This window comes from Shewanella sp. GD03713, from assembly GCF_029843705.1.
In the GTDB taxonomy this organism is placed as follows: Bacteria; Pseudomonadota; Gammaproteobacteria; order Enterobacterales; family Shewanellaceae; genus Shewanella.
Genome location: NZ_JAOCIW010000001.1, coordinates 1,256,456 through 1,274,961 on the forward strand (window position 1 = coordinate 1,256,456; position 18,506 = coordinate 1,274,961).

General features: G+C 48.6%; 17 protein-coding genes. 10 read left to right on the plus strand and 7 right to left on the minus strand.

Features of this window, described 5'->3' with window-relative positions; translation table 11 throughout:
- Positions 1-72: 72 nt before the first annotated feature.
- Positions 73-1,740 carry an energy-dependent translational throttle protein EttA gene (gene ettA / locus N5E87_RS05560; protein ID WP_011621884.1) on the minus strand — a complete coding sequence of 556 codons (1,668 nt, stop codon included), beginning with the start codon at positions 1,738-1,740 and terminating at the stop codon, positions 73-75.
- Between the two features lie 190 nt (positions 1,741-1,930).
- Between ettA and glyA the strand changes: the two genes are divergently transcribed.
- The 9 genes from glyA (at position 1,931) to N5E87_RS05605 (ending at position 9,488) form a co-directional block, all read left to right on the plus strand.
- A complete protein-coding gene (glyA, locus tag N5E87_RS05565; protein WP_011625551.1) occupies positions 1,931-3,184 on the plus strand; it encodes a serine hydroxymethyltransferase in 1,254 nt (417 codons plus the stop codon).
- 210 nt (positions 3,185-3,394) lie between these two features.
- Positions 3,395-3,844, plus strand: coding sequence for a transcriptional regulator NrdR (gene nrdR, locus N5E87_RS05570; RefSeq protein WP_011073317.1), 450 nt, complete (start codon positions 3,395-3,397; stop codon positions 3,842-3,844).
- 99 nt (positions 3,845-3,943) lie between these two features.
- Entirely contained in the window at positions 3,944-5,089 is a 1,146-nt protein-coding gene (ribD, locus tag N5E87_RS05575; RefSeq protein ID WP_279775147.1) for a bifunctional diaminohydroxyphosphoribosylaminopyrimidine deaminase/5-amino-6-(5-phosphoribosylamino)uracil reductase RibD, read from the plus strand.
- A gap of 7 nt (positions 5,090-5,096) precedes the next feature.
- A complete protein-coding gene (locus N5E87_RS05580; protein WP_011621887.1) occupies positions 5,097-5,753 on the plus strand; it encodes a riboflavin synthase in 657 nt (218 codons plus the stop codon).
- A 67-nt stretch (positions 5,754-5,820) separates the two neighbouring features.
- Positions 5,821-6,924 carry a bifunctional 3,4-dihydroxy-2-butanone-4-phosphate synthase/GTP cyclohydrolase II gene (ribBA, locus tag N5E87_RS05585; RefSeq protein ID WP_011621888.1) on the plus strand — a complete coding sequence of 368 codons (1,104 nt, stop codon included), beginning with the start codon at positions 5,821-5,823 and terminating at the stop codon, positions 6,922-6,924.
- A 139-nt stretch (positions 6,925-7,063) separates the two neighbouring features.
- On the plus strand, positions 7,064-7,540 hold the full coding sequence (gene ribE, locus N5E87_RS05590; RefSeq protein WP_011073313.1) for a 6,7-dimethyl-8-ribityllumazine synthase: 477 nt from the start codon (positions 7,064-7,066) through the stop codon (positions 7,538-7,540).
- A 14-nt stretch (positions 7,541-7,554) separates the two neighbouring features.
- Positions 7,555-7,959: a transcription antitermination factor NusB gene (gene nusB, locus N5E87_RS05595; RefSeq protein ID WP_011621889.1), complete on the plus strand. Its 405-nt coding sequence runs from the start codon at positions 7,555-7,557 to the stop codon at positions 7,957-7,959.
- 78 nt (positions 7,960-8,037) lie between these two features.
- On the plus strand, positions 8,038-8,994 hold the full coding sequence (gene thiL, locus N5E87_RS05600; protein ID WP_249554396.1) for a thiamine-phosphate kinase: 957 nt from the start codon (positions 8,038-8,040) through the stop codon (positions 8,992-8,994).
- Complete coding sequence (locus tag N5E87_RS05605; protein WP_220057564.1) at positions 8,994-9,488, plus strand: phosphatidylglycerophosphatase A; 495 nt, start codon at positions 8,994-8,996, stop codon at positions 9,486-9,488. The genes thiL and N5E87_RS05605 overlap by 1 nt, the downstream gene beginning before the upstream one ends.
- Before the next feature lie 85 nt (positions 9,489-9,573).
- Here the strand turns inward: N5E87_RS05605 and N5E87_RS05610 are convergent, their stop codons facing one another.
- The 3 genes from N5E87_RS05610 to N5E87_RS05620 all read right to left on the minus strand — a co-directional run bounded on the left by N5E87_RS05610 (position 9,574) and on the right by N5E87_RS05620 (position 13,615).
- Positions 9,574-10,449 (minus strand): universal stress protein, encoded by an 876-nt coding sequence (locus N5E87_RS05610; protein ID WP_279775148.1) that lies wholly within the window; start codon positions 10,447-10,449, stop codon positions 9,574-9,576.
- A 415-nt stretch (positions 10,450-10,864) separates the two neighbouring features.
- Positions 10,865-12,523 (minus strand): DNA repair protein RecN, encoded by a 1,659-nt coding sequence (gene recN, locus N5E87_RS05615; RefSeq protein ID WP_279775149.1) that lies wholly within the window; start codon positions 12,521-12,523, stop codon positions 10,865-10,867.
- Between the two features lie 129 nt (positions 12,524-12,652).
- The gene (locus N5E87_RS05620; protein WP_279775151.1) at positions 12,653-13,615 is read right to left on the minus strand and encodes an AEC family transporter; all 963 of its coding nucleotides are present in this window, start codon (positions 13,613-13,615) and stop codon (positions 12,653-12,655) included.
- Positions 13,616-13,848: 233 nt separating this feature from the next.
- On the opposite strand from N5E87_RS05620, the gene lldR reads away from it, so the two are divergent.
- Positions 13,849-14,748, plus strand: coding sequence for a LysR family transcriptional regulator LldR (gene lldR / locus N5E87_RS05625; protein ID WP_086903143.1), 900 nt, complete (start codon positions 13,849-13,851; stop codon positions 14,746-14,748).
- Between the two features lie 5 nt (positions 14,749-14,753).
- Here lldR and N5E87_RS05630 read toward each other — a convergent pair whose 3' ends face one another.
- From N5E87_RS05630 to barA, 3 genes are all read right to left on the minus strand, one after another.
- Positions 14,754-14,987: a DUF3319 domain-containing protein gene (locus N5E87_RS05630; protein ID WP_011625558.1), complete on the minus strand. Its 234-nt coding sequence runs from the start codon at positions 14,985-14,987 to the stop codon at positions 14,754-14,756.
- Positions 14,988-15,085: 98 nt separating this feature from the next.
- Entirely contained in the window at positions 15,086-15,685 is a 600-nt protein-coding gene (locus tag N5E87_RS05635; RefSeq protein ID WP_011625559.1) for a YjaG family protein, read from the minus strand.
- Complete coding sequence (gene barA / locus N5E87_RS05640) at positions 15,660-18,467, minus strand: two-component sensor histidine kinase BarA (RefSeq protein WP_279775152.1); 2,808 nt, start codon at positions 18,465-18,467, stop codon at positions 15,660-15,662. The genes N5E87_RS05635 and barA overlap by 26 nt, the downstream gene beginning before the upstream one ends.
- Between the last annotated feature and the right edge of the window lie 39 nt (positions 18,468-18,506).

Here is an 18,506-nt window from a genome sequence, read left to right on the forward strand (position 1 = left end):
CATAACCTTTTGTGCATCAAAGAAAAGCCCCGCAATTGCGGGGCTTTTTATGTACCGATAAACGCATCGCGCTTACTTAGTCATACGCTTGTATTTTAAGCGGTGTGGCTCAACCACATCGGCACCATAGGTGTTCTTCAACCACGCCGAGTATTCGGTGTAGTTACCTTCGTAGAAGTTCACTTGGCCTTCGTCGCGGTAGTCCAGAATATGGGTCGCGATACGGTCTAAGAACCAACGGTCGTGCGAGATCACCATAGCGCAACCTGGGAATTCGAGAATCGCTTCTTCCAGTGCGCGCAGGGTTTCAACGTCTAAGTCGTTGGTAGGTTCGTCGAGGAGCAGTACGTTACCGCCAGCCTGCAGCAGTTTAGCTAAGTGAACACGATTGCGCTCACCGCCCGACAGCGTGCCAATCACTTTTTGCTGATCCGCACCACGGAAGTTGAAGCGGCCCACATAGGCGCGGCTTGGGATTTCCATGTTGTTGATACGCATGATGTCTTGACCACCGGAAATTTCTTGCCAAATGGTGTTCTTGTCATTCATCGAGTCACGGAACTGTTCAACCGACGCCAGTTGCACGGTTTCACCCAGCTCGATGGTGCCGCTATCAGGCTGCTCGCTGCCAGACAGCATGCGGAACAGGGTCGATTTACCTGCACCGTTGGCACCGATAATACCGACGATCGCGCCCTTAGGAATGGAGAACGACAGGTTATCGATCAGAACGCGGTCACCGTAGGATTTGGTTAAGTTCTTCACTTCGATGACTTTGTCACCTAAACGCGGTCCGGGCGGAATAAACAGCTCGTTGGTTTCGTTACGTTTTTGGTAATCAGTGGTGTTCAGCTCTTCGAAGCGCGCCATACGGGCTTTGCCCTTAGACTGACGGCCTTTCGCACCTTGGCGAACCCATTCTAATTCTTTAGCGATGGTCTTTTGACGCGCGCTTTCTGCGGCAGATTCCTGCTTCAAGCGAGCATCTTTTTGCTCAAGCCATGAAGAGTAGTTGCCTTCCCATGGGATACCCTCACCACGGTCAAGTTCTAAAATCCAGCCCGCAGCATTGTCGAGGAAGTAACGGTCGTGGGTAATGGCCACAACGGTGCCCGAGTATTCCTGCAGGAAGTGCTCGAGCCAAGCGACTGATTCGGCGTCCAAGTGGTTGGTGGGTTCGTCGAGTAGCAGCATCTCTGGTTTTTCCAGCAGCAGGCGGCAAATCGCCACACGGCGACGCTCACCACCCGATAATACTTCAATCTTTTCATCCCAATCAGGTAGACGCAGGGCATTCGCCGCACGCTCGAGGATGTTGTCCAGATTGTGGGCGTCCTGCGCCTGAATGATGGCTTCGAGTTCACCTTGCTCTTTGGCAAGTGCGTCGAAGTCCGCATCGGGATCGGCGTAAGCCGCATAGACTTCGTCTAATCGTTTGAGGGCATTTTTGGCTTCAGAAACCGCTTCTTCAATCGCTTCACGCACGGTTTGCGTCGGATCGAGTTTTGGTTCTTGCGGCAGATAACCAATCTTCAGACCTGGCATTGGGCGCGCTTCACCCTCAATCTCGGTATCGATACCGGCCATGATGCGCAGTAGGGTGGATTTACCTGAACCGTTAAGACCTAATACACCGATCTTAGCGCCGGGGAAAAAGCTTAAGGAAATGTCTTTAAGGATCTGCTTCTTAGGAGGAACAACCTTGCCCACCCGCAGCATGCTGTAAACAAACTGAGCCATTTTTCTGCATCTATAAGTGACTAATGATGCGGCTAATTCTACTCGATTGCGCGCCGAACTCAACTCGGCATTGAGGCGAGTTCAAGGTAAAACTGTAGGATTTTCATGTTTCAGAGACTGGGATTGTCGGCTCGTTACGAGTAGAATACCGCGCAACCCTACCTACAAGAATTGGCAGCTGGAGTAAGCAATGCTGAAAAAAGATATGAATATCGCAGATTATGATCCGGAACTGTTCAACGCAATTCAGAACGAAACTCTGCGTCAAGAAGAGCATATTGAGCTGATTGCTTCTGAAAACTACACCAGTCCACGCGTGATGCAAGCGCAAGGTTCACAATTAACCAACAAGTACGCCGAAGGTTACCCAGGCAAGCGTTACTACGGTGGTTGTGAGTATGTGGACGTAGTTGAAACCTTAGCGATTGAGCGTGCAAAACAACTGTTTGGTGCGACTTACGCAAACGTGCAACCTCACTCAGGTTCTCAAGCAAACAGCGCCGTTTACATGGCATTGTTAAAACCAGGCGATACCGTTTTAGGTATGAACCTCGCTCACGGTGGTCACTTGACCCACGGTTCACCTGTAAACTTCTCCGGTAGACTGTACAACATCATTCCTTACGGCATCGATGAATCAGGCAAAATCGACTACGACGAAATGGAACGTCTGGCGGTTGAACATAAGCCTAAGATGATGATCGGTGGTTTCTCTGCTTACTCAGGCATCGTTGACTGGGCAAGAATGCGCGAAATTGCAGACAAAATCGGTGCTTACCTGTTTGTCGACATGGCGCACGTTGCGGGTCTTATCGCCGCTGGTGTGTATCCAAACCCAGTGCCACACGCGCACGTTGTGACCTCAACCACTCACAAGACCTTAGCCGGTCCTCGTGGCGGTATCATTCTGTCTGCTGCCGATGATGAGGAGCTATACAAGAAGCTGAACTCTGCGGTATTCCCAGGCGGTCAAGGCGGTCCTTTGATGCACGTTATCGCGGGTAAAGCGGTAGCCTTCAAAGAAGCTTTAGAGCCAGAGTTCAAAGCTTACCAACAACAAGTGGTTAAGAATGCTAAAGCCATGGTTGAAGTGTTCTTAGAGCGCGGTTACAAGATCGTTTCTGGCGGTACTGACAACCACTTAATGCTGGTGGACTTAATCGGTCGCGACCTGACGGGTAAAGAAGCCGATGCCGCTTTAGGTAGCGCGAACATCACAGTAAACAAAAACTCTGTGCCAAATGACCCACGTTCTCCATTCGTGACCTCTGGTGTGCGTATCGGTACGCCTGCGATCACTCGCCGTGGCTTTAAAGAAGCTGAAGCGAAAGAGTTAACCGGTTGGATCTGTGACATCCTCGACGATGCCCACAACCCAGCGGTCATCGAGCGCGTAAAAGGCCAAGTATTGGCACTGTGCGCCCGTTTCCCTGTTTACGGTTAATTCGTTAATTTATCTGAATATGAAAGCTGAGTTCACAACTGCTTAGGGTGTCACTCTCAGGTGGTTAACCTCAGCCGATAAATAGGATAAAATCCCATGGCCGCATTAAGCGGCCATTTTTATTGCTAAAATCTTAGACTTAAACCCGCTCGGTTTAAGCGAGAAACAGCGAAAGCCATAGGCTTTATTCCATTCACGGCAGGAGGCTCAATGCATTGTCCATTTTGCAGCGCGACAGATACTAAAGTGATCGATTCCCGATTAGTGGCGGAAGGCCATCAAGTGCGTCGTCGCCGAGAATGCACCGAATGCCACGAAAGATTTACTACCTTCGAAGGGGCAGAATTAGTTATGCCACGGGTGATTAAACGCGATGGTACGCGCCAACCCTTCGATGAAGAAAAGCTGCAAGCAGGTATGTTACGCGCGGTCGAAAAGCGCCCTGTGTCCATGGATGAAATCGAGCAGGCCTTAAGTAAAATCAAGTCAACGCTGCGGGCTACCGGCGAGCGCGAAGTGCCATCCGAGATGATAGGTAACTTGATGATGGAACAGTTAATGAGCCTAGATAAGGTTGCCTATATTCGTTTTGCCTCGGTTTATCGCGCCTTTGAAGATGTCTCCGAATTTGGTGAGGCGATTGCGAAACTGCAAAAGTAATGTGGGTTATCTTAAGTTAGCGCTTAGGTTAGTGCTTAGGTTAGCGCCTCGTTATGCGCAGCATTCGGACACGCTTCCTCAAGATTTCATAGGGTTTATATGAATTGGTCAGAACTCGATAACCAGATGATGAGCCGAGCCATACAACTGGCTCGCAAAGGATTTTATACCACTCGCCCCAATCCTAGTGTGGGTTGCGTTATCGTAAAAGATAATCAGATTGTCGGTGAAGGTTATCATCAAAAAGCCGGCGAGCCCCACGCCGAGGTGCATGCACTGCGGATGGCTGGCGATAGTGCACGCGGCGCGACCGCCTATGTCACCTTAGAACCTTGTAGCCATTATGGCCGCACACCGCCCTGCGCCTTGGCGCTGATCAATATTGGTGTAAAACGAGTTGTGGTGGCGGTTGAAGATCCCAATCCTCAGGTCGGTGGTCGCGGTATTCAAATGCTGCGCGATGCGGGCATTCAAGTGGATGTCGGTTTGCACCGCGACGAAGCTTACGCTTTAAATCTTGGTTTTATGAAGCGCATGGAATCAGGCCTACCTTGGGTGACGGTAAAGCTTGCCGCGAGTCTCGATGGTAAAACCGCGTTATCAAACGGTGTGTCCAAATGGATCACTGGCCCCGAAGCTCGCCGCGATGTGCAGCGTTTACGTTTACGCGCCTGCGCCCTAGTGACAGGGATTGACACTGTGCTAGCCGATGACCCTTCGCTCAATGTGCGCTACTCAGAGCTTGGCAGCCTTAGCTCACAATTGAGAGAAGCGCAGATTTTACAACCGCTGCGGGTTATTTTAGACAGTCGTTGCCGGATGCCGATTACGGCAGCATTGCTTGCGATTGAATCGCCGATGTTATTAGTCTCAACTGAGCCTTACTCGCCAGCCTTTGTAGAGCAGTTGCCCGCCCATGTGACTTGTCTTCAATTACCGGCGATTGATGGTCGAATCTCGCTGCCCGCACTCTTAAGCTATTTAGGCAAAAGCTGTAATCAGGTGCTTATCGAAGCGGGCGCGACCTTAGCCGGCGCCTTTATCGGAGCGGGATTAGCCGATGAATTAGTGCTGTATCAAGCGATGAAAATCCTTGGCGCACAGGGACGTAATCTACTCGAATTACCCGATTATCAAATGATGGCCGATATTCCGACCCTCAAACTGGTCGATGAGCGTAAAGTGGGCGCGGATACGCGTTTCACCTTGAGGCTCACGTCCAATCCATCTTTAGCGAATAAGTGAGTTAACCATGTTTACTGGGATTATTGAGGCCGTTGGCACGCTGCGAAAGCTTGAACGTAAAGGCGATGATATTCGTTTGACGGTTGCCAGTGGCAAACTGGATTTAAGCGATGTGCGTTTAGGCGACAGTATTGCCACCAATGGGGTGTGTTTGACTGTGGTTCAGCAATTAGCCGATGGCTATGTGGCGGATGTGTCGGCTGAAACTGTCAGTCTCACAGGCTTTGCTAACTATAAAGTCGGCACTAAGGTTAATCTTGAAAAAGCCGTTACCCCGACAACTCGCCTCGGCGGGCATATGGTCAGCGGCCATGTGGATGGCATTGCCACCGTAGAGCAGCGTCTTGCTCGTGGGCAAGCAATCGAATTTTGGTTAGCGGCGCCTGCGGAGCTGGCTCGCTACATCGCCCATAAAGGTTCTATCACCATCGATGGTGTGAGTTTGACGGTAAATGAAGTCGATGGACACCGTTTCCGATTAACCATAGTGCCCCATACTGCGGGTGAAACCACGTTGGTAGATTTGAAAGCTGGCGATAAGGTGAATATTGAAGTGGATTTAATCGCCCGCTATTTAGAGCGTTTAATGCGCTTTGATACTAAAGAAACCCAAGGCGGTGGGGTGACTATGGAAATGTTAGCCCGTGCTGGCTTTGTGCGTTAGGGCACTGGCACTTAGCTCACTTAGGTATAGAATTTCATAACAACAGTAAAATCATAAAGGTCCTACAATGGCGCTGCACAGTATAGAAGAGATCATCGAGGATATTCGTCAAGGCAAAATGGTTATTTTGATGGATGACGAAGACAGAGAAAACGAAGGCGACCTGATTATGGCGGCCGAGCTGGTCACGCCTGAAGCGATTAACTTTATGGCGAAATACGGTCGTGGACTTATCTGCCAAACGATGACTAAAGCCCGTTGCCAGCAGTTAAACCTGCCCTTGATGGTGACTAATAACAATGCGCAGTTCTCGACTAACTTTACAGTATCGATTGAAGCAGCAGAAGGCGTAACCACTGGGATTTCGGCCCACGATCGCGCCGTAACAGTAAAAGCTGCCGTGGCTAAAGATGCCAAGGCGTCGGATTTAGTACAGCCTGGTCATATCTTCCCATTAATGGCGCAGGACGGCGGCGTGTTAACCCGCGCAGGTCACACTGAAGCGGGTTGTGATTTAGCCCGTTTAGCAGGGCTTGAGCCGTCGGGCGTGATTGTTGAGATCCTCAATGAAGACGGCACTATGGCCCGTCGCCCCGATTTAGAGATTTTCTCTGAATTACATGGGATTAAAATCGGCACTATTGCGGCGCTTATCGAATACCGCAACACCAAAGAAACCACAGTCGTGCGCGAAGCCAAATGTAAACTGCCAACCCGCTTTGGCGAGTTCGACATGGTGACCTTTAGGGACACTATCGACAATCAACTGCACTTTGCCTTAGTGAAGGGCGAAGTGAAGCCAGATTGTTTAGTGCGCGTACACTTACAAAATACCTTCAACGATTTACTCCACTCAGAGCGCGATCAGCAGCGTAGTTGGCCGCTTGAAAAAGCCATGGAGCGTATTTCTGCCGAAGGTGGTGTGTTGGTGTTGCTGGGCAATCAAGAGCATCCCTGTGAAATTCTCTCTAAAGTCAAAGCCTTTGAGGCAGAAGATCAAGGTCAAGCACCAGCCTCTGCAAAATGGCAAGGTACTTCACGGCGCGTGGGTGTGGGCTCGCAAATCCTTGCCAGCCTAGGAGTGACCAAAATGCGTCTCTTGAGCTCACCTAAGCGTTATCACTCGCTATCGGGCTTTGGTCTTGAAGTGACTGAATACGTGGCGGAGTAACAGGCTGAGCTTGTTAGACGTTGCACTAAGGTAAAATTAATCATTTGTATAATTTGCATAGGGCTGTGGGCGATTGACTGTGGTATCATGTCGCCACTTTTCGCCCAAGCCGGGTGCTTTAGCTAAATTAGGTAAGAAAATGAACGTAGTTCAAGGTAATATCGAAGCGAAGAATGCCAAAGTTGCGATTGTAATTTCGCGTTTTAACAGCTTTTTAGTTGAGAGCCTGCTTGAAGGTGCACTTGACACGCTGAAACGTTTTGGCCAGGTCAGTGATGAAAACATCACTGTCGTCCGTGTACCTGGTGCGGTTGAGTTACCGCTGGCTGCACGTCGTGTTGCCGCAAGTGGTAAGTTTGACGGTATCATTGCACTTGGTGCTGTGATCCGTGGTGGTACCCCTCATTTTGATTTTGTTGCAGGTGAATGTAACAAAGGTCTAGCTCAAATCGCATTAGAGTTCGATCTGCCTGTTGCCTTCGGTGTATTGACGACAGATACCATTGAACAAGCCATTGAGCGTTCAGGTACTAAAGCAGGTAACAAGGGCGGCGAAGCTGCACTAAGCTTGCTTGAAATGGTCAATGTTCTGCAACAGCTAGAACAACAGTTGTAATAGTAGGAAAAATAATGAAGCCTTCTGAGCGCCGCAAGGCCCGCCGTTTAGCCGTACAAGCCATTTATTCATGGCAACTAAGCGGGAATAATATTGCCGATGTCGAGCACGAGTTTTTAACTGAACAGAGCCTCGACGGTGTTGATGTAGCTTATTTTCGTGAGCTATTTGCAGGCGTAGCAACTAAGAAAACCCAACTGGATGAGTTGTTCATTCCACACTTAGACCGCCCCATTGATGAGGTGTCGCCAGTGGAGAAAGCCATAGTTCGCTTAGCGGCCTATGAGCTGACTTTCCGTAAAGATGTGCCGTTCAAAGTCGCGATTAACGAGGCGATTGAACTGGCTAAAGCTTTCGGTGCGGATGAAAGCCATAAGTTTGTTAATGGATTACTCGACAAACTGGTTGCACGTAAGTAATAAGGACAAACGGTATCTTAGGATACCGTTTTTCATTGCTAACAAAGGTGGCCGATGTGAGTCGCGCCAAACTGTACAGTGAAAGAATTCCAACTTATTGAATGTTATTTCAATCACCGCGGCCCCACGCGCCGTGATGTCAAACTAAGTATTGGCGACGATTGCGCCCTAGTGCAGCCCGCCGAAAACAAGTCGATCGCCATCTCCTGCGATACCTTAGTCGAAAACGTTCACTTCTTCCCCGATATTCCCCCTCAAGCCTTAGGTTACAAAGCCTTAGCCGTGAATCTTTCGGATTTAGCCGCTATGGGGGCTGAGCCTGCGTGGATGACGCTTGCGCTTACCTTACCTGAGGTTAACGAAGCCTGGCTGAGTGGGTTTAGTGAGGGACTCTTCGAAGCGGCTGAATACTATGGTATTGCCCTCATTGGCGGCGATACTACCCGTGGCCCTAGAGCCATTAACATTACCGTGCATGGACAAGTGCCGCAGGGTAAGGCATTGACGCGTCACGGTGCAAAAGCAGGAGACTGGATTTATGTGACCGGTACGCTAGGCGATTCAGCATTAGGACTGGATTTGATCCGCGGCGTGCAGCATGCGCGTGCGGAGCATAAAGAGTTCTTAATCAATCGCCATTATCGTCCAACACCTCGAGTGTTAGCGGGTCAGTCGTTACGGTCTTTAGCATCCAGCGCTATCGACTTATCCGACGGTTTTATCTCGGACATTGGCCATATCCTCAAAGCATCGCAGGTAGGCGCGGTTGTGGATGTGGGCTCGATTCCGTTGTCTCGCGCCATGCAGGATACCGTGAGCGAAGAGCATGCCTTAGGTTATGCGCTGACGGGGGGCGAGGATTATGAGCTGCTCTTTACTGTGCCAGAGGCGCAAAAAGGTGCGTTAGAAACAGCACTGAGCCACGCGGGGACTAAGTTTGTGCGGGTTGGACAAATCTGCGCGGGCAGTAAACTTAAGTTGCAACTCAATGGTGAGCCGTTTACGCCGCCATATCATGGCTTTGAGCACTTTTAATGAAGTTGTTATCCCAAGATCAGGCGCTGTCGCGCCTGTCTCTTAAAAATCCAATCCATTTTTTAGCACTCGGCTTTGGCAGTGGTTTAGCGGCTAAGGCGCCCGGCACCTTTGGTACCTTGGCGGCCGTGCCGCTCTATTTGTTATTGGCGCAATTGCCCTTGAGTTGGTACTTAGCCGTGACCTTAGTATGCGTACTCGCGGGGATTTATATCTGCGATAAAGCTGCTAAGGATATGGGCGTACATGACCATGGTGCAATCGTTTGGGATGAAGTCGCAGGCTTATTAATCACAATGATTGCCGCGCCTGCCGGAGTGCTCTGGTTAGTCGTTGGTTTTGTGCTATTTCGTCTCTTTGACATCATCAAACCTTGGCCAATCCGTTGGCTGGATGCCAAGGTCGAAGGCGGCTTTGGGATTATGATCGACGATGTATTAGCAGGCATTTTCGCGCTTATTGGTGTGCAGGCTCTCGCGGCTTTTATCCATTAACGAAACCGATTTGTAATAATTAAGCAGCCTTTAGTGAATTCTAAAGGCTGTTTTTATTTGCGAGATTGTTGAGTGCTGAGTGTGATTAGTGCTGATGTCGCGGTTTAACAATAAAGAGATCGGTTCGCAGCTTGTTGATAATATTTCGCGCCGCATTACCTTTGAATGCGCTCAACATGCCTTTGCGTTCGGCGCTGCCCATCACCAGCATATTGACGTTGAGCCTACGTGCCTCATTGGAAATCGTATCTTCTGGCAAACCTTCTTCTACGTGTAGGTTGCGGGTATTGAGATTGTGCTGCCGTGCCACAGTGGTGAGCTTCGCTTTATATTTTTCCCGCTCTGAAACGGGTTCTTGTGGCTGATGATTAAAGCTCATGTAAAAGGGATCGGGTAAGTAGCTATTAATTAAATGCAAATCGTTTGAGAGCAGGCTAGCAATCCGTTTACTTTCTTCTATAAGGGTTTCATTAAACTCGAGGTGAGTCATATTTTCATTATCGAGTTCCAATGCGGTGAGAACATGGCCGTTCTCGTGCCAATCCTCAAGATCCACAAACATCACTGGAATATGGGGTAATCGTAGCAATTGCCATTCATCTGCAATTAAAAATTCATTGAAGAAAGGTGGATAGAATTTGTGACTGACGATGATGAGATCATAGTCAAACTGATTACATTCGTTGACGATAGCATTGTGTATTGAGTGGGATAGGCATTCTTTTATGTGTATTGGATATTGTTTATCTGGATAAGCCAAGATGGGCTTTCGTCTTTCATCTGGCATCAGCTTAGATTTATCTCTATGAAATAAAAGATTGAGATTAAAATTGTGGGTGCGTTTTACCTTGAGAACGGTTAAGGACGCATGGCATTTTCTAGCCAAGACAACGGACTTTTTGAGTACGGCATTGGGCGGAACTGAATCATCTACTGCTGCGAGAATGTGCTGGAAAGGCATGATCAACTCCTATTGACCAGAGAGGTAATTAAGTCTAGGAGAGCTACCGTTATTCGATAATATTAAATATCACTATCAAATTTGCAATCTAGCCAATAATAATCTAACTGAAATTAATATTTAAACTTCATTAGGTTATTGAAAAGGGTGACAGGACTATTGATTATTTTTTTATAAATATACCGATTAATATAAAAAATTATTCATTCATCCATCACGGAGGGCGATTGTTATCGTTATCGGTTATTTTGCATTCCGCTAGTCAGTATCTGGGGATATCAATATTCTAACGTCTTAAAATATCTAATATTGTGAATCCTTCTGCTTAGGTTTATCCCTTGCAAATAAGATTAAAGGCTGCCTTGGCGCCTTTAATCTGTGTACGACTTTATTTACAGCGGGGTAGGGTGAGTTACTACTGCAATAACTCCCGCGCATTGGCTAAGGTGTTGGTGGTAATAGTATCGCCACCGAGTAATCTGGCGAGCTCTTGGATACGTTGCTCCCTATCTAAAGGCGTCATAGTGGTTTCAGTGCTTCCGGCCTTGTTGAATTTATTCACAAACATATGCTGATGGCCATTACCGGCAACTTGCGGCAAGTGGGTTACACACAGTACTTGGGTCGATTCGCCAAGGCTACGCAGCATACGTCCAACCACGGCTGCAGTGGGGCCTGAGATCCCAACATCCACCTCGTCGAAAATGAGTGTTGGTGTGGCAACCTTTTTCGCGGTAATGACTTGGATACCTAAGCCAATACGTGACAATTCGCCGCCTGAGGCAACCCTTGATATAGGTTGTAACGGTTGGCCTGGGTTGGTGGTAACCATAAACTCAATGTTATCGCTGCCGTTCATCGACATGATTTCTGGATTGAAATTCACTTCAATGGTGAACTTACCCTTGGGCATGTTGAGCTCATGAATGGATTGAGTCACCAACTTATCCAGCTCTTTTGCATAACGGGCGCGGCTCTGACTCAGCTTTTGCGCGTTAGCGAGGTAGGCCACTTTACTGGCTTCCACTTGGCGTTGAATATCTTCTAGCTTATTTTCATCATCATCTAGGGTTGTGAGTTCGGCCCTGAGGGCGAGATGATGCTCGGCTAATTTATCAGGGCTGACTTGGTGCTTACGGGCCAGTTGCATGGCTTTAGAGAGCCTTTCCTCTAAATAGGCAAAATGCGCGGGATCGAGCTCAAGTTTACTCAGGTAGTGCTGCAATTCGCCCGCGCTCTCTTGCACTTGAATAAGCGCCTCGTTCAGCATAGTGCTGACATTGGTTAACGCGGGGTCATAACTTTGCAGATTTTCGGCAAGGCCGACGGCTTTGTTCAGTAATGACTCGATATTGCTCTCTTCACCATCCGTGAGCAAAAACAGGCTGGCTTGGCAGCTATCTACCAACTCGGTGCCATTTGCCAGGCGTTTGTGTTCCTGTTCAATCTCTTCAAATTCACCAACCTTGAGATCAAACTCATCTAACTCTTCAACTTGATATTGCACCAGCTGTTTACGGGCGATACGTTCCTGCTGGGAGGCTTCTAATTGTTTGAGTTCGGCTTCAATTTGTTTACAGCGCTGATAGCTTGCCGCGACTGTGTCTATCAGTAGTCTGTGATTGGCGTAGCTATCGAGCAAGGTGAGCTGATGTTCACTCTTTAACATGGCATGGTGGGCGTGCTGGCCATGGATCCCTACAAGCAATTGCCCCAGTAATTTTAACTGAGTCAAAGGGACGGGATTGCCATTGATATAGGCGCGTGAGCGGCCGTCACTGCCAATGGTTCGACGCAGAATGCACTCATCATCGAGTTCGAGATCGTTATCTTCAAGCCAGCGTTTTGCCAGAGGCACATCCTCGAGCGAAAATCGGGCACTGACTTCGGTTTTGCTCGCGCCAGGGCGAACACTGCTGGCATCGGCACGGTTGCCTAAGCATAAGCCTAGCGCGTCAATGGCGATGGATTTTCCCGCGCCAGTCTCACCAGTAATGCTGGTCATACCGGGGCGAAAGTCCAGTTCAAGGAAACGTACGATAGCGAAATTGTTGATGCTGAGTTGGCAAAGCATAGTGAGTTCCTGTCGAAAAACTTACCAAATCACTGTATTGATAAACAGTATATACTGAATTTATATACAGTAAAGTGGCTTTGGGTGAATATTCGACATATCGCGATAGCCTAAAGCCTAATTATTTGTTTATGAATAGGTTTTAACGAGCTGCTCCAGAATGGGTAAGCTGAAAAAGGTCACTATAGTGCCAAAGAGTATCCCTTGTGCACTGGTGGAGGCCTGAGTGTTATAGCGCTGCGCCAACAGATAGACGCTTGCCGCCGTGGGCAAGGCACTAAGAATAACGCCCATAACGAGGTAGTCGCCCGTGACACCTACGCCTTTTAACATGAAGTAAACCAAGGCGGGTTGCAGGATAAGTTTAAACAGGTTGATAAGGCTCAGTTCGATAAAGTTAGCTAGGCTAAATACCTTGCTATCTTTTTGATAGCGCATGGCTTTCGCCAATACCATGCCGACGGCAAAGAGGGCGCAGGGGCTGGAGGTATTGCCTATCTGCTGGATCATCATTGCCAAGCCCGCTGGTAAGGTTATCCCTAATGCCGAAATGGCCACGCCAATAAAACAACCTATCACAATCGGGTTTTTCACCACGGCTAACAGCATGATCACCGCGGCGTGATGTTGCCGCTGTTTATTGGTGGCGAGTTCTAACGAGACCAAGGCCACGGCAAACATGAGTACGGACAATAAACTGGCAATTGCAGCGGCAACTAAGGCGCTTTGTTGCTGGGGGAATAAGATGACAAGGAGTGGAATACCGATGAATGCGGTATTGCCAAAAGTGGCATTTAAGGCGCGCACGGCGGCTATCGCAGGCTGTTTAGGGTTCACCAGCAGGGAGATGCCGATACAAACGAGGTAAATCACCAACATACCTGCGCTGTACCCGGCGATAAATCCCCACTGTAGGATCTCTTCAATGGGCTGCTGCGCCAGTGCTATCAATAGGATGGCCGGAAACGCAATATAATAAACATATTGATTGAGTACTTGGTCTGTTTCTACTGGAAGAAAGCGCAGCTTTTGCACTAGTGTGCCCAGTAGCATGATCCCGAAGACGGCAAACAGAGGGGTTAAAATGGTCATGTCCCTCACTCATCCTTTTGTGTTGCTTATCCCGTAAACGAGCCTCGGGATATTCTCTCAGCCAATTGACGATAATCGGCGCTAGCGCAGTAAATTTATCGGCAAAATAGCATAGCATTCCCCTTGGAGGCTATTGCGCTATGGTCGTAGAAGTGAATAATTCTACGTTTAAAACACAATGAGTTAGTGCGCGTTATGGATGCAGGCACTCACATAAACGATTGGGATTGAAAATGGCTGATGATATAGGCGGCGAGCTGCAGTTAATTTATCTGTTTGTGCATTTAGTGAATGCGGGGAGTTTTTCCCAAGCGGCTAAAGAGCTCGATATGCCCATCGCCACAGTGAGCCGTAAGCTGGCCAAACTTGAGGAGAAGCTCGATAAGCAATTGTTTATGCGTAGCACCCGTAAGCTGCGGTTAACCGAAGAAGGCCTAGCGTTATTCCAACGCTATCAGAGCGTCATTGCCCAATTTGATGAACTGAGCGGTGTCGGCAGTGATAAGCCCGAAGGGACATTGCGGATTGCGGCGCCGATTTCGATTATTTCTATCATTTTTATCCGCGCATTGAACGAGTTTGGACGTTTATATCCCGATATCCGCTTACATATTTCCCAAAGCAATGAGTTAGTCGATTTAATTGATAAAGGGATCGATGTGGCGATTGTGGGCGGTGCTCAGCCCGATTCTTCTTGGGTGTCGAGCACCTTAGGCGAACTCGATTATCGCCTGTTTGCGACGCCGGAATATTTAGCCTCGGCGCCAAAGTTAACCCATCCCGATGATCTTGAAGCCCACCAGTTAATTAAAGTATGGCCACTGTTTAATTGGCACTTAAAGCACCCTAATGGTGAGTCGTTTTATTTTAATGGCCCAACAAAGCTTACGCTCACGGATCTGCACGGGGCGATTCAGGCGACACTCGACCACGGCGGCATACTCTATGGCCCAGAATTATTTGTAAAACAGCAAATTAAAGAGGGGCAGTTAAAAGTACTCTTGCCAGAATGGATTGGTGAACAGCGCAGAATATCGATTCTGTATCACCAGCGGAGTCAGCAGCCGCAGAAGGTGAGGGTGTTTATCGAGTTTATGCAGTCTAAGGCGCCCGAACTGTTTTCGATGGCGTAAGCCTGTTAGCGTTTGCGAGGCTTTAGCGGATTTTTACTCATGGAGTTTTGGGTCTGCTTCGCCTCTTGTAGGCTGGCGCGGGTGGCGGGCACAATACCCAGTTCAAGGTAGTAATTGACTAAACGGCGCAGTTCAAACAAGGACCCAATACGGCTTTGCTGACCAATGGTGAGTTTCCAGGTATCGGTGCGGCCTTCGCTATTGGTTAAGATAAATCCTTGATAAACGAGTTTTTTCATATTGAATGGATGCCTAGCTAAGTCCTATCCCCTCGTGCAGTATTCCCCAGTATAAGATGCTACCTAAAAGCCAAGTCTCTTAGGTAGCCTGTTCCTATTTAGGCCACGCTGATGCCGATATTCGATACACCCGCTTCGATAATCTCTTTGCGTAACCCTTTCACTAACTCGGCGGTGATCTTAGGATTTTCCTCGATGATTTCCAGCAGCGTATTTTGCAGCGCGCGCTCTTCTTCCATCACTTCATGGGCGAAGACGTAGTCATCTAAGGCATCATCGGTTAAATCCACATCGCTGATGGTCTCAATGTAGTTCGCCACAGTGCTTGAGGATAATTTGCTGATATTGGTGATATCTTCCTCGAGATTGGTTTGAATCGCCCCGAGTAACGTCGAGAGAGCCACCACGGCGTCCATCGCCGGATACACACCATAGCTATCAAAGTCGGCGGGTTCTGGGGTGTTATCTTCTAGACGCTGCAAATGCACATCGATGTTGAATTTCAGCTTGTTGTCGTACTGGGATTGCCAAAGAAGCTCGAGCACAGTGCTTAATACCGCAGGATCGCCAAACTCGCAAACCTCTGAAAACAATTGATAGTTAGGTAACATTCGTTGGCAAAGGGCAATGGCAAAGAGTTTTTTCTGTGGTAGTTCTAGCGCCTTTAAACGCTTAAAGAAGCCCGTTTTTTTGGTCATCTGTTATTTCCGCTGATAGCTGTGATAGCACTTGTTTTGCCGCCGATTCTACCTTAGTTAGCTCATCAAGTAACTCTAGTATTTCCGGTTCGAGATCTTCGACACGGGCATCACGTTTCAATGCCGATTCAATCTCTTGGCATAATCGCTGTGTCGTTGGTACCCCACAATAGCAACTAGCACCATGAAGTTTATGGATTGTGCTGAGCATAGTCGCTTGGTCATCTTGGCTCAGCGCCGTCTCGATTGCCGAAACGGTTTGAGGCAGCGAATCCAATAACATGCGCAGCATGTCTAAGGCTAAATCCGACTTATGGTTAGCTTGGGTTAAGCAAAGATCCCAGTTGAGGGTATGTAAATCGAAATGGGTGAACTTGGGCCGAGTGATCCAGCGGTTTATTTCGGCTTTGAGGGCCGCTTCATCTATGGGTTTAGGCAAGTACCCATCCATACCGCTGCCTAAAATCAGTTCACGTTCCTCGGCAATCGCGTGGGCGGTCACGGCAATAATCGGCGTGTTACGGTTCATCGACCCTTGGCGGATTTGCTTAGTGGCGCTGATACCGTCGGTGCCCGGCATCTGAATATCCATAAAGATAAGGTCAAAGGTGCGGCTCTTGGCTTGTTTGACGGCTTCTTCACCGCTGTTAACGGCGATGACGGTCGTCACTAACTCGTTAAGCAGGGTATCAATCAGCTTTAAATTGGCAAAGTTATCGTCCACCGCCAATACGGTCAATGATTGGCGCGCGGCGGGCACTGTGATGCTGGCTGGTGGTGAAATATCATATTCTATTGGCGGATAGAGCATATTACGCGCCAGTTGGTGCTCGCTCACCGGCAGTGACAACACCACATCGGCATTGGGGCGAATAAATTGGCTTAGCACTTCCTGCTCTTGGCAATCGAACAGCACGATTAAGCAATCCGTCTTGGTCTTGGCTTGGTTTAAGGTGCTGACTAATTGATTGGGATTGCTAAATCCATGGCAACTCAACAGCACATAATCGAACTGATGCTCGGTGGTCGAGAGCGTCGTCTGTAAACTCGGAATGTGTTGATGGTGAGTAACTTTGGTATCCCATTGCTTTAATTGACGACTTATCACCGAATGGGTGAGCACTCTGGGCTCATAAAACAGCACGGTTTTATCTTTAAGTTTTTCAAAGGGCAATGAGTCACCAATTTGGAATTGACCGAGCCCCAATGGCAGAGTGAACCAGAAGTTTGAACCCTTATCCACCGCCGAGGTAAAACCAATTTGGCCGCCCATTTGGTTGACGAGACGCTTAGTGATGACCAGCCCAAGCCCTGTACCGCCAAAGCGGCGGGAAATCGAGGAATCCGCTTGACCAAAGGCTTGAAAGAGGTAGTCCTGCTGGCTGTCGTCAATCCCTATCCCGGTATCAATCACATCACAGCGCAGTACCACTTGCTCGTCGGTCTGGTTTTGTAATTCTAATTTGACTAACACGCTGCCCGAGTCGGTAAACTTGATGGCATTGCCTACTAAGTTATTGATAATTTGGCAAACGCGCATGGCATCGCCGTTAACATTGTCGGGGACGTTTGGCGCAATATCGACGACCAATTCCAGCCCTTTCGCCTGCGCGCTGCCCGAGATTAAGGTAATCGTCTCACCTAAGGTTTCCCTTAAGCCGAATGGCATTTTTTCTAACACCATTTTACCGGCTTCGAGTTTCGAGAAGTCGAGAATATCGTTAATAATTGCCAGCAGATTAGTGGCGCTGCGCTCGATGGTATTAATGTAATCGACTTGGCTCGAGTGCAGCGGGGTTTTAACGAGCTGACGGGCAAAGCCTATCACGCCGTTTAAGGGAGTACGTAGCTCGTGGGACATGTTCGCCAAGAATTCCGACTTAATGCGACTGGCCTCCAGCGCGCGTTTTTTGGCTAAGTCGAGCTCGACGTTTTGGATTTCAATTTGCTCTAAGGTTTCCCGCAGATCCGAGGTGGCCTGATCGATATTTTGCTGCATCTCATCGTGATATTCCGATAGCGAACCCGCCATGGCGTTAATACCGCGTTTAAGCAAATCCAGCTCACCGATAAGATTGCCCTCGAGCCTAGCATCGAGTTTACCCTCGCGAATTTTGGCCACCACTCGTACCATTTCGGTAATCGGCTGGGTAACGTTTTTCACCAGACGAAAGGTAAACAACAGGTTTAATTGCACCCCAATCAAGACGATAATAAAGGCGGCCACGGCGGCCCTATGTTGTTCGAGCAGCGCGCGTTCTTTATTGATAATCACCGAAATATAACCGAGCAATTCGCCAGTATCGGTTTGGATATCAAAATTGATGGGTGCGCCCGGCGTCGGAGGGGCGGTGGCAAAAATCGGTGTTCTAAGGATAAGGCTATCGCCCACATGCTCGATTTCGGTTTTGTGCAGATTACTCAGCGCCTCTTTATAGCGCATGATTTCGAAATCTTTGTGGTAATGCGATGTGACAAAGAGTTGATTTTGAATATCAAAAATAGCGATGGATTTAACGAGCGTGGATTTATTCAGCTGTGCGGCGGCAAGGAGGCGTTTGGTAGCCTCTCTGTCATTGCCCACGAGTCCCACTTCACTGGCAATCGCTAGAGGCTCGATAATATTGCTGCCCTGTTCAATCAGCGTATCTTCGAGTTCATAGAAGCGATTTATGGTAAAGTAGCTGCCCAGAAGAATACCGACTAAGATCGTCGGCGCAAGCGCAAGCACCAGAACCCAGGAACGTAAGCTGTATTTGGTCATGTTGTTGACAGGGTTCATAGCCGCAGCGCAGTTTCCTAAGTTCTAGGGACGATATAA

Excerpts from the sequence above, each read along its gene's own strand:
- ettA (WP_011621884.1), bottom strand. The coding sequence starts at position 1,740 with ATGGCTCAGTTTGTTTACAGCATGCTGCGGGTGGGCAAGGTTGTTCCT.
- glyA (WP_011625551.1), top strand. The coding sequence starts at position 1,931 with ATGCTGAAAAAAGATATGAATATCGCAGATTATGATCCGGAACTGTTC.
- nrdR (WP_011073317.1), top strand. The coding sequence starts at position 3,395 with ATGCATTGTCCATTTTGCAGCGCGACAGATACTAAAGTGATCGATTCC.
- ribD (WP_279775147.1), top strand. The coding sequence starts at position 3,944 with ATGAATTGGTCAGAACTCGATAACCAGATGATGAGCCGAGCCATACAA.
- N5E87_RS05580 (WP_011621887.1), top strand. The coding sequence starts at position 5,097 with ATGTTTACTGGGATTATTGAGGCCGTTGGCACGCTGCGAAAGCTTGAA.
- ribBA (WP_011621888.1), top strand. The coding sequence starts at position 5,821 with ATGGCGCTGCACAGTATAGAAGAGATCATCGAGGATATTCGTCAAGGC.
- ribE (WP_011073313.1), top strand. The coding sequence starts at position 7,064 with ATGAACGTAGTTCAAGGTAATATCGAAGCGAAGAATGCCAAAGTTGCG.
- nusB (WP_011621889.1), top strand. The coding sequence starts at position 7,555 with ATGAAGCCTTCTGAGCGCCGCAAGGCCCGCCGTTTAGCCGTACAAGCC.
- N5E87_RS05605 (WP_220057564.1), top strand. The coding sequence starts at position 8,994 with ATGAAGTTGTTATCCCAAGATCAGGCGCTGTCGCGCCTGTCTCTTAAA.
- N5E87_RS05610 (WP_279775148.1), bottom strand. The coding sequence starts at position 10,449 with ATGCCTTTCCAGCACATTCTCGCAGCAGTAGATGATTCAGTTCCGCCC.
- recN (WP_279775149.1), bottom strand. The coding sequence starts at position 12,523 with ATGCTTTGCCAACTCAGCATCAACAATTTCGCTATCGTACGTTTCCTT.
- N5E87_RS05620 (WP_279775151.1), bottom strand. The coding sequence starts at position 13,615 with ATGACCATTTTAACCCCTCTGTTTGCCGTCTTCGGGATCATGCTACTG.
- lldR (WP_086903143.1), top strand. The coding sequence starts at position 13,849 with ATGGCTGATGATATAGGCGGCGAGCTGCAGTTAATTTATCTGTTTGTG.
- N5E87_RS05630 (WP_011625558.1), bottom strand. The coding sequence starts at position 14,987 with ATGAAAAAACTCGTTTATCAAGGATTTATCTTAACCAATAGCGAAGGC.
- N5E87_RS05635 (WP_011625559.1), bottom strand. The coding sequence starts at position 15,685 with ATGACCAAAAAAACGGGCTTCTTTAAGCGTTTAAAGGCGCTAGAACTA.
- barA (WP_279775152.1), bottom strand. The coding sequence starts at position 18,467 with ATGAACCCTGTCAACAACATGACCAAATACAGCTTACGTTCCTGGGTT.